The sequence below is a fragment of the Nitrosococcus watsonii C-113 genome (genome assembly GCF_000143085.1).
Lineage (GTDB): Bacteria > Pseudomonadota > Gammaproteobacteria > Nitrosococcales > Nitrosococcaceae > Nitrosococcus > Nitrosococcus watsonii.
Genome location: NC_014315.1, coordinates 1,676,144 through 1,689,511, shown reverse-complemented (window position 1 = coordinate 1,689,511; position 13,368 = coordinate 1,676,144). Strand labels below are relative to the sequence as shown.

Sequence of the window (13,368 nt, the reverse complement as noted above, 5' to 3'; positions counted from 1 at the left end):
CAGCACTCATTTTTCTTAAAAATTTAGTATTAATTTAAAGGATAAGAACTATAGTTAATGCAAATGCCTTTACAAACGTTTTTAGCCTTTAATTAAGTGGGTTTGTAAAGTTTACTCATTTGTAAAATTTACTCAAAATGTGAGTGGGAGAATGGATTATGTTTTTTGATGATTGGTCTGGAATAGGGCGGGTTCTAATAGCCACGTTGGTTGCCTACATGGCTTTGATTTTTTTGCTCCAACTTTCCGGTAAAAGAACGCTGGCTAAAATGACCGCCTTTGATTTTGTGGTGACTATTGCCGTTGGCTCTGTGCTAGCTAATATTGCTTTATCAAAAAGCACGCCTTTCATGGAAGGAATAACGGCCCTTATGGTACTGATAGGAGCACAATATTTTATTTCCTCTATGTGCGTTAAATCTAAAAAAATAGAGTATTTAGTTAAGCCGAAACCCACGTTGTTACTGTATCAGGGACAATTTCTGCAGGAGGCAATGCGCAGGGAACGGGTAACAGAGGCGGATGTCTTGTTAGCGCTTCGTCAGTGGGGCCATTCATCGGTTAAGGATGTAGAAGCAGTTATCCTAGAGGCGGATGGAAGTTTCAATACCGTGGTAAGTGAAACGATTCCAGAATCCGAATCGGCACTTAGAAATGTGCATAATTATCGTCCTGAAGACCATGAAGTTATCTCTCAATATTAGCGGATAGAACTTATATGCTGATGTCAGCAGTTAAGAATTGTTGTAGTTTACGAAAAAAAGAGGATGTAAAAATTACACTTTACATTAATATCTAATGACGCCTGCTGGGCGGCGTTTCTGCCCAGCAGTATTTAATGTAAAAATTACAAAATATCTCCTCTGTTTACTCGCTTTTTTTTATTTTGTAAATATAAAAAAATGAGTTGAGTTTGAACTATATTTACCCAATCAATATTTTTTATTTTGATGTGAATGTGACTAGATTTTGAAAAATGACTTGCTATATTTACTTATCAAGTACCTATTGAATAGATGATGAGAATTTTATTTATATTGAAAAAAATGGAGAAAGTTGACAATGGATAAAACCTACTCGAGTCAAGGCGACTCTCCTCCTGGGACGGGGGTTAAGGACCAAGCGCGGCAAGAAGCGCACCGACTTACGGATAAAGCCAAGGAGCAGGGTCGGGATTTATTGGCCGATCGTAAAAGAGCCACGGCCGATGAGATCGGAAGCGTGGCGGAAGCTCTGCGTAAAACGGCCCAGGAAATGCACCAGCAGGAGCATCCACCCCTGATCACGCCCTATGCCGAGAAAGCGGCTAATAGTCTTGAGAGATTTTCCAACACGCTGCGGGAAGGTGATCTTAACGTTTTGGTTCAGCAAACGGAAAATTTTGCCCGTCGCCAGCCGGGAGTCTTTCTAGGGGGCGCGGTGGTCACCGGTTTCCTGTTAGCCCGCTTTTTTAGAAGCTCGGAGCTCCATAGCGAGTATGATTACGCTCAGCCTTCTAGCGGTGGTGGGCTATCTACAAGCAACTCGGGGGCCGCGGGGAGTTCCTTTGCTTCCTCCAGCACTGGCTCCACCACAGTCTCCCCAACAACACCACCGCCTTACAGCACCGCTATGCCTACATCCTCTGCTGGACCCATGGGTAGCTCGTCCACGACGGAAACTACTCCCGCCAACACTCAACCTAAAGGAGATCTGTGATGTCAGCCTATGATCCCCATACCCCACCGGAAAACCGCTCTATTATCTCACTTCTCTCAGAGCTGGCGCAGGAAGTGACCACCTTAGTCCGGCAAGAGTTGGAGCTTGCTAAGGCCGAGGCTTCCGAAAAAGTATCCCAGGTCGGCTCGGGAATAGGCGCGGTTGTGGCGGGTGGCGCAGTTGCGTTTGGCGGCTTTCTGGTGCTCCTGCAAGCGCTGGTTTACATCCTTGCCGATATTCTAGGTGGAGGCGATCTCTCTCCGCTGTGGATAGCTTCCCTGATTGTGGGGGTAGTAGTCCTGCTTATTGGCTATGGTTTACTTAAAAAGGGGCAAAGCGATCTTAAGGCCAAACATTTAGTGCCTCGCAGGACAGCCCAGTCCCTGCGGCAGGATAAAAATATGGTGAAAGAAGAGGTTCGTGGAAACAGGAGCAGATACGATGAAACATACTGAGTATCCCTATCAAGAAAAATCTTATGAAGATAAATCTCCCGCTGACATTGAAGCGGAGATAGAGCAAACTCGCGCTAACATGAATAACACGCTGCATGCGCTTGAGCGGAGATTTTCTCCTGGCCAGTTGCTAGATCAAACAGTGGGCTACTTTCGTGGGGCGGGGGAGGGAACTAATGAGTTTGCTGCCAATCTAGGCCGGAATGTTAAGGACAACCCTATACCTGTGGCTTTGCTGGGTATTGGTTTGGGATGGCTAATGATGGGCGGTTCCGAGAGATCGGACCATCGCTACAGCCGAACCTACCGCCATTCCAATAATGGGCCGGCGAGAAGGCCCATTGTAACCCCTTCTGGGGAGCCAGCGATGGCTACCGCTACCTCGCAATCGGCCGGCAGTTATAGGGATCAGGCACGCCAAACCGCCCATGAGGCGCGAGAGCGGGCCGGAAATATGGCCCATGCGGCGAAGGAAAAAATTTCAGAGACCGCTCAGCGGACTCGGGAGCAAACAAAGCATGCTGCCGATGAGGCCAGGGAAAAAATGGGAGACGTTAGCGAGACAGCGCGTTACCAAGCTCAACGGGCCAAGCGCGGGTTGACCTCCCTGTTCCAGGAGCATCCCTTAGTGTTGGGGAGTATCGGGATTGCCCTAGGAGCGTCCTTAGGCGCTGGTTTGCCCCCGACGCGGAAGGAAGATGAGTGGATGGGCCGAGAACGGGATGAGCTCCTGGCACGTGCTGAAGCTACGGGTAGAGAGCAGCTTCATAAAGTCGAACAGGTGGCTGAAACAGCCCAGGCGGCGGCCCGGGAAGAGGCGAAGCGGCAAAATCTGACCCCCGAGGCAGGTAAGGAGGAGTTGGAGAAAGTAAAACACAAAGCGGAGCGGGTAGCTGAAGCCGCTCAGGATGCGGCTAAAAAGGAGGCTAAACGGCAGGATCTGGGTTCCTCACCCCATTCTCAGTCTTAACAGCCTGCTTCAATAAGGTCCGCAGCGAAGGAGTACAGGGATGTACGGCGACCCCCCAGCGAGCGTGCGAAACGAAGTGGCGCATCGAGCGCGAGGGCAAAGTAAGGTGATGTTTGCGGCGGGCAAAATTCGCGATATAATGAGCGCGGCCAGGGAGTGTTGGAGCACTACCTAGCCACTTGCCACCGACCCAATAGGACGAATATTGAGGCCATGACCGAGCGTGATTCTACCACTATCCAGCGGTCCTATAAATTGCGCTTCTACCCCACCAGCGTCCAGCGCCAGCAACTCGCCATGGAGTTCGGCCATGCCCGGTGGGTGTGGAATACCGCTTTAGCCTGGCGTCGCCGTCAATACCGGGTGCATGACAAGCGCGTGACTGGCGTTGATTTTAGCCGCGAGTTGACGTTTCTCAAGGGATTGGGTTTCTACGCCTGGCTGAACGAGGCGACCCGCGATTGCCTCATGCAAAAGCTCCGCGACCAGGACACGGCCTTCAGGAATTTCTTTGCGGGCCGCGCCAAGTATCCCAAGTTTAAAAAAAGAGCGCACGGGCAAAGTATCCGCTACTGCTTTGATCATCGCCACAGGGGCAAGATGAAAGCGTGGATAGAGGGTAAGCTCGTTCTGCCCAAACTCGGGTCGCTCAAACTCAAGGGGTCCCGCAAGCCCCAGGGCATCCCCAAAATGGTGACGGTCAGCCGGGACTGTGCGGGTCGTTATTTCGTTTCGTTCATGTGCGAGGAAACCCTCCAACCCCTACCGCGAAAGCCAAACGGTATCGGTGTTGATTTAGGGGTGTGCGATGTGGTGGTGACTTCCGAGGGCTGGAAGTCAGGCAACCCACGGCACCTCAAAACCTATGCCCGGCAACTCACCAAGGCCCAGCGTCGACTCTCGCGCAAGCGTAAGGGCAGCGTTCGCTGGCACCATCAGCGTATCCGGGTAACCAAGGCTCATGCCAAGGTCAGAGAGAGTCGGCAAGACTGGTTGCACAAGCTCACCACGACGCTGATTCGACAGGCCGGCTTGATTGCCCTGGAAACGCTCAACGTCAGGGGCATGATGGCCAATAGACGGCTATCCAGGGCGCTGGGCGATGTAGGTATGCACGAACTTAAACGCCAATTGGAATACAAGGCTAAGTGGTATGGCCGAGAGTTGGTGCAAGTGGATAGGTGGGCGCCCACCAGTAAAACGTGCTCAGTGTGTGGCGCAGTGCAAAAAGCCATGCCGCTCAAAGTGCGGCAGTGGACCTGCCCGGATTGCCAAACAGCCCATGACCGCGATATCAACGCGGCTAAAAATATTTTAAGGTTAGCTACCGGCGGGAGGCCGGAAAGTCATGCGCGTGGAGGAGTATACCCACCGGAGGTGGCTTATGGCTGCTAAAGGACTCCGTGGAAACGCGAATTGCAGCAGGCGAGGGAGCTTGTCGGGAACAAGCGAACGAGACTTAGCCGCAAACTCCAAGTTTTAACAGGACATTTTAGCTTATCAGGAGAAGGTAGGGTGGTTGGAGCAACTACCGAATACGCTGAGCAACATGCCTGCCGGGGCCGTTCAGCCACGCGCCCTCAGGAAATCCCCGCCAAGGGATGGGGCGATGTGCTGCTGCGGGTTAAAAATGAGTTGAGTGAAGATAAGCTTACCGTGATTGCCGCGGGGGTTGCTTTCTACGCCTTATTGGCCATCTTTCCAGCTTTAACGGCCTTGGTTTCCATCTATGGTTTAGTAGCCGATCCCGCGGATGTTCAGCAGCAGCTTAATACTTTATCGGGTTTCATTCCCGCGGAGGCTCAAACTTTACTTAATGACCAGTTGAGCAGTATCACTGCTCATTCTCAGACAGCGTTGGGAGTAGGGGTTATAGGAAGCATTCTGCTAGCCCTTTGGGGTGCCACCAAGGGACTAAAAACGCTTATGGAAGCCCTCAATGTAGTCTATGATGAAAAAGAGACACGGGGATTTTTGAAGCTAAACGCCACTGCTTTGATACTCACTTTCGGTGCTTTAATGTTAGGTGTCATTGCGATTGGTTTGGTGGTGGCACTTCCGGCATTGCTAGGAAATTTTGGACTGGGTGCAGACGTGAGAACGTGGGTTTCCCTTCTTCGTTGGCCGGTGCTCGCTTTCGTTGCGATGCTGGGCTTGGCGGTGGTCTATCGCTATGGGCCGAGCCGTAGCCAGCCTCGATGGCATTGGGTGAGTTGGGGCGCGGTTTTGGCTACCGTGCTTTGGATTGCGGCCTCCGTTGGCTTTTCTTATTATGTCTCTAATTTCAGCAGCTATAATGAAACCTATGGCTCCTTGGGAGGCGTAGTGGTTTTTTTAATGTGGTTGTTTATTACCGCTTTTATTATATTACTGGGAGCAGAGCTGAACGCCGAAATGGAGCATCAGACAAGGGCAGATACCACGGAAGGGGGGTATCAACCGCTAGGCCAGCGGGGTGCCTACGTAGCCGATACGGTGGGTAAATCATCGGGCCATGATGCTTCTTCTAAGCCGTCTGCCGATAATCACTCCAGTGATCGTGGAGGGCAGCGGGTAGAAACCAACTCCTATGAACCTGCCCAACCCAAGTCTTCTGGAGCCGGGGCTGGTCACCGGCTTATGAAGAGCATTTTACCCCTGCTTCAACTCATCTGGAGCATCCACCAGACAGAGCGCCATTTATCTCGCTCCACCCCCTGGGCTGGAGAGCGGGAAATGAGGGATTATGATCACGATTGGACACGGTGGAGCGAAATCGCTAAACGACATCCTGTGCCAGTTACTCTGATTGGCATTGGCCTGGCATGGTTTTTATTTTCTCATGGTAGCCGTTCCCAGTCCTTTACCGATGAAAATTAAGATTAGTAGATCCTGATTTAAAGATGATGAAGGCAGGATATCCATACATTCATTCGCGCGAAGGGGACTGTCGACTTTAGACGGCAAGAGAATTCGCCTCCTCCCGTAAGTTGCGTTAGAATGATGAGTGTTTCCGGAAGAAGGTGCTCCGCCGCACTAGAAGGCGGGCAAGCCGTCCGCTTAAGCTTGATGATTCATGACAGAAATGATTCTCCCCGGCAGAAAATGGACGAGGGTTTTTCTTTGCTCAGTGTCTTAACCTGAGCGTGTGAGGGAAAGTTTTGCTAATAGAGAGCTAAGATTTATTTAATAGCGGCATTAAAGCCAAAGCGACTCTGATGGTGGTTCCCGCTTTCGGATCAATTCCAGCGTTTGTCTCGTCTCTGATTTTAATTTTATTTCTTATGTTTTTTGAGCCCTTCAGAATTATTTTTTTTGCCACGGGTATGCTTGGGTGGTTTTTCGCTATCGATTCTATCCACCCGGCAATGGCGGTATCGAGCGAAGAAAATACGATTGTAATAAAAATCACGGACATTGAACCGGCGGAAGGACAGGTGCAAATAGCTCTTTATAATGCCGCCGAGCGCTGGTTAGAGGAATCCTTGGCCCATGTCGCCCTGGAGCTGAAAGGCCGGGAAGTCGAGTGGAGAGTAGAGGGCATTCCTGATGGAGTGTATGCAGTTGCGGCTTTTCATGATCGCAATAAAAATGGCAAAGCGGACCGTAATTGGCTCGGCATACCTAAAGAAGCCTATGGCTTTTCCAATAATGTGAAGGTGGTTTTTAAGCCACCTTCATGGGATGCGGTTAAATTTATCGTGGCGCGTCCGATTACGGCAATTAGCATTGAGCTCGGTTACTGGAATTAAGAAATAGGAGCAAGGAATAATTTCTTTAGAAGGATAACCAGGCCCTACTTAAATCGCACTGCCCGTACTTTAGATTCCAACAAGATTTCCTCATCAAAAGCTTTATCGCCCTCAGGAAAAGGCGTCTCCTGCCTTTGCAGCCCTTGGAAATTATAAAGGGTAGAGTCGGCCAGATGGGAAGGTTTGACATTTTGTAAAGCCCGGAACATCGTCTCCAGGCGCCCAGGAAATTGTTTGTCCCAGGCTTTCATCATGGCTTTGATCACCTGGCGCTGGAGATTGGCTTGGGAGCCGCAGAGATTGCAAGGAATAATAGGAAAGTTTTTTAGCTGCGCGTAGCTTGCCAGATCTTTCTCCCGGCAATAGGCCAAGGGGCGGATCACCATATGCTTGCCATCGTCGCTGAGTAGTTTCGGTGGCATCCCCTTCAAAGTTCCCCCGTGGAACATATTCAGAAAAAAAGTCTCAAGGATATCATCCCGATGATGGCCCAAAGCAATTTTGGTGGCCCCCAACGCCTCCGCCGTGCCGTATAAGATGCCCCGCCGCAGGCGCGAGCACAGGGAACAGGTGGTTTTACCCTCGGGAATGACTCGCTTAACGACGCTATAGGTATCCTGCTCTACAATCCGGTAAGGTACGCCTAGGGATTCCAGGTAGCGGGGAAGTACATGCTCTGGAAATCCCGGTTGTTTTTGATCAAGGTTAACGGCGATGAGATCGAACTTGATGGGGGCATGTTGTTGCAGGCTGAGCAGTATATCCAGCAGGGCATAGCTATCCTTGCCCCCGGATAGGCAGACCATGAGCCGATCGCCCTCCTCGATCATGTTGAAAGTCTCAATGGCCTGGCCCACCAGGCGGCGCAGTCTTTTCTGGAGTTTGTTGGCGTTATAGTGCGCTTTGCGGGACGGTGTGTTCACCAGCATCACCTTATTTTATGTCGAGGATGAGAGATTGGGTGCCAATGGGGGTAACTATTGTAGCTTGCTAGTCGTCGAAGAGTCACCCATTTTGCCGACGAGCCAAAGCTCAAAGGTTTATTTTAAACGTAGGTAACCGGTGACTTCTTCCCGATCATGGTAGAGCTGCTTAAAGGTAAGATCCCAGGCCATGCCCGCTGTTTCTAGTCTCTCGGTTATCAAGCGCGCACATTGCTGTATTTCTTGATAACGCTTTTTCATAGGTAGCTTCAAGTTAAAGATACATTGCCGGCACCATCCGTTAGCGAGCCATTGGGCCGCAAGCTGGGCGACCCGGCGCGGTTTTTCCACGATATCGCACACCATCCAGTCAGCAAAGTGCCGGGGTGTGTAATGGAAGGCATCCATGGGTTGGTGGTCCACTAGGCCGGATTCCAGTAAGGAAGGCGCTATAGCGCCATTATCCACCGCGATGACTCGGATTCCCCGGCGCACCAGTTGCCAGCTCCAGCCTCCTGGCGCCGCGCCTAAGTCAACCGCCCTCATGCCCGGCTGGAGCCATTTTCGCCGCTGCTCCGGGGTTAAAAAGACCTGCCAGGCTTCCTCTAATTTCAGGGTGGCGCGGCTAGGGGCGCTGGCTGGATGCTTCAAGCGGGGAATACCCATGAACCAAGGCGATGAGCGGTGGGGGAAGGAAACGCCCGGATAGGCGGCAACCGAGCTTAGAAAGAAAACATGCGCCCGGGGGGCGGACGGATTCTGGTCATCCAGCTTTCCCCGTTGCTCCAGAGTTTTGCGCAAAGGCGTGGAAAATTTGCGGCAAAAGGTTAATAATTCCTTGGCCTCGTTGGTATCGGCGGTTTCTACCCACAGGGCGGAGAAGCGGTTAGCCTGGCTTTCCAGGGCCGCTACCAGGGGGGTGATCCGATCCGTGACGGGCAAATTCTGCAACAGGCCGGGGGAGATAAAAAGCTGGCGGGGGAAGATCAGATCCAGCGCTCCTGTCTGTTGGACAAAGCGCGCCGCCATACCCGCTTCATAGAGGATAAATACTACATAGCCGCTGCCGGGTTTGGCTCGGGCATAGCCCGCCAAGCCTTGCAAGCCCGCCCGCGCTTGCAGTTCGGCCGCGCATTCTCCTTCAAAACCAGCCCGGCAATAGGCGATCAGGCACTCTTCCATTTATTTAAAGCAAGTAAGGCGGGAAAGCGCAGCGCATCCCGCCGAGATCCATTTTCCTTCATGGCGGGATGCGCTTCGCTTTCCCGCCCTACGGATCAAAGTTCCCCCAGGAGTTTTTGCAAGGTCTCGACGGTGGCCGGTTTGAGGAGATGGCGATTGAAGCCGGCCGCCTTAGCTTGTTGGATATCCTCGCTTTGGCCGTAGCCGGTGAGGGCTACCAGGGGGAGGTTTTCCAGGCCCGGCTCCTGGCGCAGCTGTCGGGCAACCCCGTAGCCATCCCTATCCGGCAGGCCGATATCCAGGAGCACCACCTCCGGCTGGAACGACTGGACCGCCTCTAGCGTTTGCTTGCCCCGATGAATGATGCGCACCTCATGGCCTTGGATCTGGAGCAGCATTGCCAAGGAATCGGCCACGGCTTCATCGTCCTCCACCAGCAGGATGCGGCGGGTTGTCGTCGGGGTGGCGGCTTCTGCGGCTTCTGCGGCTTCTGCGGCTTCTGCGGCTTCTGCGGCTTCTGCGGCTTCTGCGGCCGCTTCATTGGGCAGGGCGGGTAGGTACACCGTGAATTCGCTGCCTTGACCCGGGCCGGCGCTGAAACCTTCCACGCTGCCGCCATGAATTTCCGCCAGCTTGCGGGCCAGGTTCAGGCCCAGGCCCAAGCCGCTCTGGTGGCCATCGTGGCCGGTGTGGATTCGCAGCCGGCTGAAGGGCTGGAACAGTTGCGGCAACTGCGCGCGGGTGAAGCCTATCCCGCTATCCCGTATCCGGATAAGGGCTTTCTCCTGGGTCTGCCGCACGGTAACCCAGATGTGGCCCCCAGCGGGCGTGTACTGGACAGCGTTGTTCAGTAGGTTGGCCACGATCTGAAGCAGCCGATCCGGGTCCGCTTCCACGTAGACGGGGGAGTCGGGGAAATCCAATGCCAGTTGATGGTGATAGACGGTGATCTGGTCAACGGCGCTAGTGACTATATCCCGCACATTCACGGTGGTTTTCTTCAGCTCGATCCGGTTGTTATGGATGCGGGTCAGATTTAACAGGTCGTCCACCAAGCGTAGCAGATGTTTCACCTGGCAGGCAATGAGCTTAACCTTGGAGGCGATCAGCTCCGGCGTGGTCGTGTTGACGTTATGCTTGAGCACCTCGGTAGTATTGTAAATAACCGCCAAGGGGTTGCGCAGTTCATGGCCGAGCAGACTGAGAAATTGGTTCTTTTGGCGGTCTTGGGATTGTAATTGGGCCGACTGCGACGCCAGTTCCTCATTGAGCCGGCGTAGCTCATCCTCGGTGTGCTTGCGGGTTGTGATATCCACCAAGGTGACGATGACGCCAATAATCCGATCGTGTTCATCGCGGTAGGGGCGAAGGCGTACCAGATACCACCGCCCTTCCTTGCTTTGGGCTTCATGCTCGATGGGTATCAGATCCTCCAGCACTTGCTTGGCGTCGGCTTCAAGCTGGTGGTAATGAAGGCGATGGGTGAAATCGGTGATGGGCCGCCCGCGATCATGGATGGTAATGGAAAAGAGCTTGGCCGTGGGCGGCGTGAAGCGGTGGATGCACAGGTGGCGGTCGAGAAACAGGGTGCCAATCTCGGTGGCGGTCATGAGGTTTTCCAGATCGTTATGAGCGCGGGAGATTTCTTCCAGCTTACTTTTAAGCTCATTGTTCACCGTTTGGAGTTCCTCGTTAATACTCTGGAGCTCTTCCTTACTGGTTTCCAGTTCCTCTGCGGTGGAGCGGTATTCCTCATTAATGCTTTGGAGCTCTTCGTTGGCGGCCCGCAGATCCTCGCTTTTCATTTCCGCTTCTTCCTGCCGGGTGCGCAATTGGGCGCGGGCCTGGCGTAGTTCCACTTGCAGTTGGTGCACCCGCAGGGATAAGGGGGACTCTTCATCCGTGCTGGGTGCCGAGGCTTGTGCTTCCTCGCCCCCTTCCAGGAAGATCACCAGGGCTGTTTTCTCCTGCTGCTCCGTGGCTGGGCGGGGTTGCACCAGGAGGGCGACCTGCTGGGGCGCGCCATTAAAGGGGACGGGCGTGAAGGGCGAGAGACTGGACTTGTTTTTTTCAAAGGCCCGATAGAGGGCCGTGCTCAGTTCCGCTTGTAGCGCCGGGCGTACCAGGGCGATGATATCCTGGCTGGGTAGGCCGCCGGCGGGCTGGAGGAAACGGCCCACGGTCTCGGAGAGGTGAATGACCTGGCGCCGCTCGTCCACCAGCAGGCTGGGAGGGGCCAGTTCTTCCAGCAGTTGGCGGTGGAGCTGCGCGGGTGACGTTGACGGGGGGGACCCTGATGGCGGCGTTGATATTCTCCAGGTCCGGGAGGGGGTGGTAAGCAGGTAGGGCAGGGGTGGGGTTGGGCCTAGAGTTTGTCGTCCCTGGAAGAGGCGATGGGATTTGTCGAGGGCGCGGAAGTATTCTCCCTCGGCGCTCTCGGAGGCGCCGAGGAAAAGGTACCCGCCCGGGCGTAGGGCATAGTGCAGAATGCCAAACACCTGCTCTTGCAGATCCCGGTCTAGGTAGATCAGCAGATTGCGGCAGGAAATAAGGTCGAGCCGGGAGAAGGGGGGGTCCTGCAATAGGCTGTGGCTGGCGAAAAGGACACAGTCACGGACTTCGCCGGTAATGCGATAGTGGTTGCCTTCTGCCCGGAAGTATCGCTGCAGGCGTGCTTTAGAGACATCGGCTTCAATCGCGGCCGGGTAATAACCGCTGCGGGCGGTGGCCAAGGCCCCCGCGTCCAGGTCGGTGGCGAAAACCTGTATCTCGGCCCGCAGATTCTGCCGCTCGCTTTCTTCCAGCAGCAGGATGGCCAGGGTATAGGCCTCTTCGCCCGTGGCGCAACCGGGCACCCAGAGCCGGAGCGGGGCGTCCGGCGCTTTTTCCTCGAACAGCCGGGGAAGGAGTTGCTCGCGTAATGTTTCCCAGGCTTCGGGGTCGCGGAAGAAGGAGGTGACCGAAATCAGCAATTCCTCAAACAGGGCTTGGCTCTCTTCCGGAGTTTGGAGGAGAAAATCCAGGTAGTCGGTTAGCTTCGGTTGGTGCTGGATTTGCATCCGGCGGGCCAGACGGCGCAGTATGGTGGGGCGCTTGTAGTTAGAGAAGTCATGGCCAATTTTGTTTTGCAGATGGGCGAAGATCTTCCTCAGGGTGGATTCTTCTTCCTGACGATGGTGGCTCTCGTCCTCCAGCCGCTCGTAAATTCGGGCTTTGCGTTGAATAAGCTGGGGCAGTTGCTGGGCCAGTTGAGCTACCGGCAGCACAAGGTCGGCCACACCCGTGGCAATGGCGGCCCGGGGCATTCCGTCGAAACGGGCATCGGTGGGGGCTTGCACCAGGATCAGGCCGCCTTGCTCCTTGATAGCCTTGACGCCGACAGCGCCGTCGGAACCGCTGCCGGAGAGAATAAGGGCGAAGCCGTCGCCGTATTGTTGGGCCAGTGAGCGGAAAAAGGTATCAATGGGCGCTCGCTGTCCCCGGGGTTGGGAGAAGGGAAGGGCGCTTACCGTGGAGTCCGTGAGCTGGAGCTGCTGGTTGGGAGCAATGACGTAAACATGGTTGGGCTCAAGGGCGCACTCGCCCTGCACTTCCTCCACCGGCATGGAGGTCTTGCGGGCCAGGATGGGCGCTAGCTCGCTGCGCTGCTCCGGGTCCAGGTGGATGATGACTACAAAGGCGACCCCCGGCTTTTCTGGTAGGTTTTCAAAAAATGTCTGCAAGGCTTCGACCCCGCCGGCGGAGGCGCCAATGCCCACAATGGAAAAAGGAGGGGAACCTGAATTTTTAAGCTCCATGCGGGATAAGTTCCTTAAAGGTCCGAACGTTGTCACTAGTATAGTCGGCTTTTAGGGGCCAGGTTGGAGCGTTAGCAGCAAGTCCCGCTCTTTTAGGTGACTTTTGCGGGTGGGCCATGAAGGAAGGCGGCTTAGGAGGTAGGCAAAACAAGGCGGTGCGCGCGCGCACCGCCTTCAGGGGTGGGTGTGGGGCCTAGGGAATAGGCCCCTGGAAGCCCTCTTAGCTTACAAGAGGGTAAAATAGGATTCAAATCCACGTGCCCGCAGTGCTTTTTTCAGATGGGCGGGGCAATGGAGAAGCACCAGCTCCGCTCGCTCCTTGGCAACGCTCTCTTGCAGCATTTGCAGCAGCAGGTAGCCCGAGTGGTGAATGGAGACGGTGGCTCGCAGGTCAATGACCACCTTGATTTCATTTCCCCGTACCTGTTGCGCGGTTTCCCAAAGCTCCCGACATAGGGAACTGTCGAGGATAGGGGGAGACGTTAAAGTCACGGTGATAGGGGGAGACCTTAAAGCCACGGTGGGATTGTCAAGCCGGGCTAGGGGAAGATGATTCCTGGCAAATTGCATGGTTAAGGGCATGGCCGTTTCCTTTGAGTAAGTCATTACTGG

11 protein-coding genes are annotated in these 13,368 nt (G+C 54.2%); 7 read left to right on the top strand and 4 right to left on the bottom strand.

What is annotated here, in order from left to right:
- Window positions 1–158 precede the first annotated feature (158 nt).
- The 7 genes from NWAT_RS07595 (at window position 159) to NWAT_RS07565 (ending at window position 6,854) form a co-directional block, all read left to right on the top strand.
- Entirely contained in the window at window positions 159–704 is a 546-nt protein-coding gene (locus tag NWAT_RS07595; protein WP_013220531.1) for a DUF421 domain-containing protein, read from the top strand.
- A 358-nt stretch (window positions 705–1,062) separates the two neighbouring features.
- Window positions 1,063–1,698, top strand: coding sequence for a hypothetical protein (locus tag NWAT_RS07590; RefSeq protein ID WP_013220530.1), 636 nt, complete (start codon window positions 1,063–1,065; stop codon window positions 1,696–1,698).
- Window positions 1,698–2,153 carry a phage holin family protein gene (locus tag NWAT_RS07585; RefSeq protein ID WP_013220529.1) on the top strand — a complete coding sequence of 152 codons (456 nt, stop codon included), beginning with the start codon at window positions 1,698–1,700 and terminating at the stop codon, window positions 2,151–2,153. Before NWAT_RS07590 ends, NWAT_RS07585 begins: the two co-directional genes overlap by 1 nt.
- Window positions 2,140–3,123, top strand: a complete 984-nt coding sequence (locus NWAT_RS07580; RefSeq protein WP_013220528.1) for a DUF3618 domain-containing protein — start codon at window positions 2,140–2,142, stop codon at window positions 3,121–3,123. Before NWAT_RS07585 ends, NWAT_RS07580 begins: the two co-directional genes overlap by 14 nt.
- Before the next feature lie 156 nt (window positions 3,124–3,279).
- On the top strand, window positions 3,280–4,518 hold the full coding sequence (locus NWAT_RS07575; protein WP_232420055.1) for an RNA-guided endonuclease InsQ/TnpB family protein: 1,239 nt from the start codon (window positions 3,280–3,282) through the stop codon (window positions 4,516–4,518).
- 120 nt (window positions 4,519–4,638) lie between these two features.
- Window positions 4,639–5,982, top strand: coding sequence for a YihY/virulence factor BrkB family protein (locus NWAT_RS07570; protein ID WP_013220527.1), 1,344 nt, complete (start codon window positions 4,639–4,641; stop codon window positions 5,980–5,982).
- 338 nt (window positions 5,983–6,320) lie between these two features.
- On the top strand, window positions 6,321–6,854 hold the full coding sequence (locus NWAT_RS07565; RefSeq protein WP_013220526.1) for a DUF2141 domain-containing protein: 534 nt from the start codon (window positions 6,321–6,323) through the stop codon (window positions 6,852–6,854).
- A 44-nt stretch (window positions 6,855–6,898) separates the two neighbouring features.
- Here the strand turns inward: NWAT_RS07565 and ttcA are convergent, their stop codons facing one another.
- The 4 genes from ttcA to NWAT_RS07545 form a co-directional block, all read right to left on the bottom strand.
- Window positions 6,899–7,783: a tRNA 2-thiocytidine(32) synthetase TtcA gene (gene ttcA / locus NWAT_RS07560; protein ID WP_013220525.1), complete on the bottom strand. Its 885-nt coding sequence runs from the start codon at window positions 7,781–7,783 to the stop codon at window positions 6,899–6,901.
- Between the two features lie 111 nt (window positions 7,784–7,894).
- Window positions 7,895–8,959: a 23S rRNA (cytidine(2498)-2'-O)-methyltransferase RlmM gene (rlmM, locus tag NWAT_RS07555; RefSeq protein WP_013220524.1), complete on the bottom strand. Its 1,065-nt coding sequence runs from the start codon at window positions 8,957–8,959 to the stop codon at window positions 7,895–7,897.
- 95 nt (window positions 8,960–9,054) lie between these two features.
- Window positions 9,055–12,756: a chemotaxis protein CheB gene (locus NWAT_RS07550; protein WP_013220523.1), complete on the bottom strand. Its 3,702-nt coding sequence runs from the start codon at window positions 12,754–12,756 to the stop codon at window positions 9,055–9,057.
- Window positions 12,757–12,981: 225 nt separating this feature from the next.
- Complete coding sequence (locus tag NWAT_RS07545; protein ID WP_013220522.1) at window positions 12,982–13,338, bottom strand: STAS domain-containing protein; 357 nt, start codon at window positions 13,336–13,338, stop codon at window positions 12,982–12,984.
- Between the last annotated feature and the right edge of the window lie 30 nt (window positions 13,339–13,368).

What these genes read in the sequence shown, in the direction of transcription:
- NWAT_RS07595 (WP_013220531.1), top strand. Translation starts at nt 159, where the DNA reads ATGTTTTTTGATGATTGGTCTGGAATAGGGCGGGTTCTAATAGCCACG.
- NWAT_RS07590 (WP_013220530.1), top strand. Translation starts at nt 1,063, where the DNA reads ATGGATAAAACCTACTCGAGTCAAGGCGACTCTCCTCCTGGGACGGGG.
- NWAT_RS07585 (WP_013220529.1), top strand. Translation starts at nt 1,698, where the DNA reads ATGTCAGCCTATGATCCCCATACCCCACCGGAAAACCGCTCTATTATC.
- NWAT_RS07580 (WP_013220528.1), top strand. Translation starts at nt 2,140, where the DNA reads ATGAAACATACTGAGTATCCCTATCAAGAAAAATCTTATGAAGATAAA.
- NWAT_RS07565 (WP_013220526.1), top strand. Translation starts at nt 6,321, where the DNA reads ATGGTGGTTCCCGCTTTCGGATCAATTCCAGCGTTTGTCTCGTCTCTG.
- ttcA (WP_013220525.1), bottom strand. Translation starts at nt 7,783, where the DNA reads ATGCTGGTGAACACACCGTCCCGCAAAGCGCACTATAACGCCAACAAA.
- rlmM (WP_013220524.1), bottom strand. Translation starts at nt 8,959, where the DNA reads ATGGAAGAGTGCCTGATCGCCTATTGCCGGGCTGGTTTTGAAGGAGAA.
- NWAT_RS07550 (WP_013220523.1), bottom strand. Translation starts at nt 12,756, where the DNA reads ATGGAGCTTAAAAATTCAGGTTCCCCTCCTTTTTCCATTGTGGGCATT.
- NWAT_RS07545 (WP_013220522.1), bottom strand. Translation starts at nt 13,338, where the DNA reads ATGCCCTTAACCATGCAATTTGCCAGGAATCATCTTCCCCTAGCCCGG.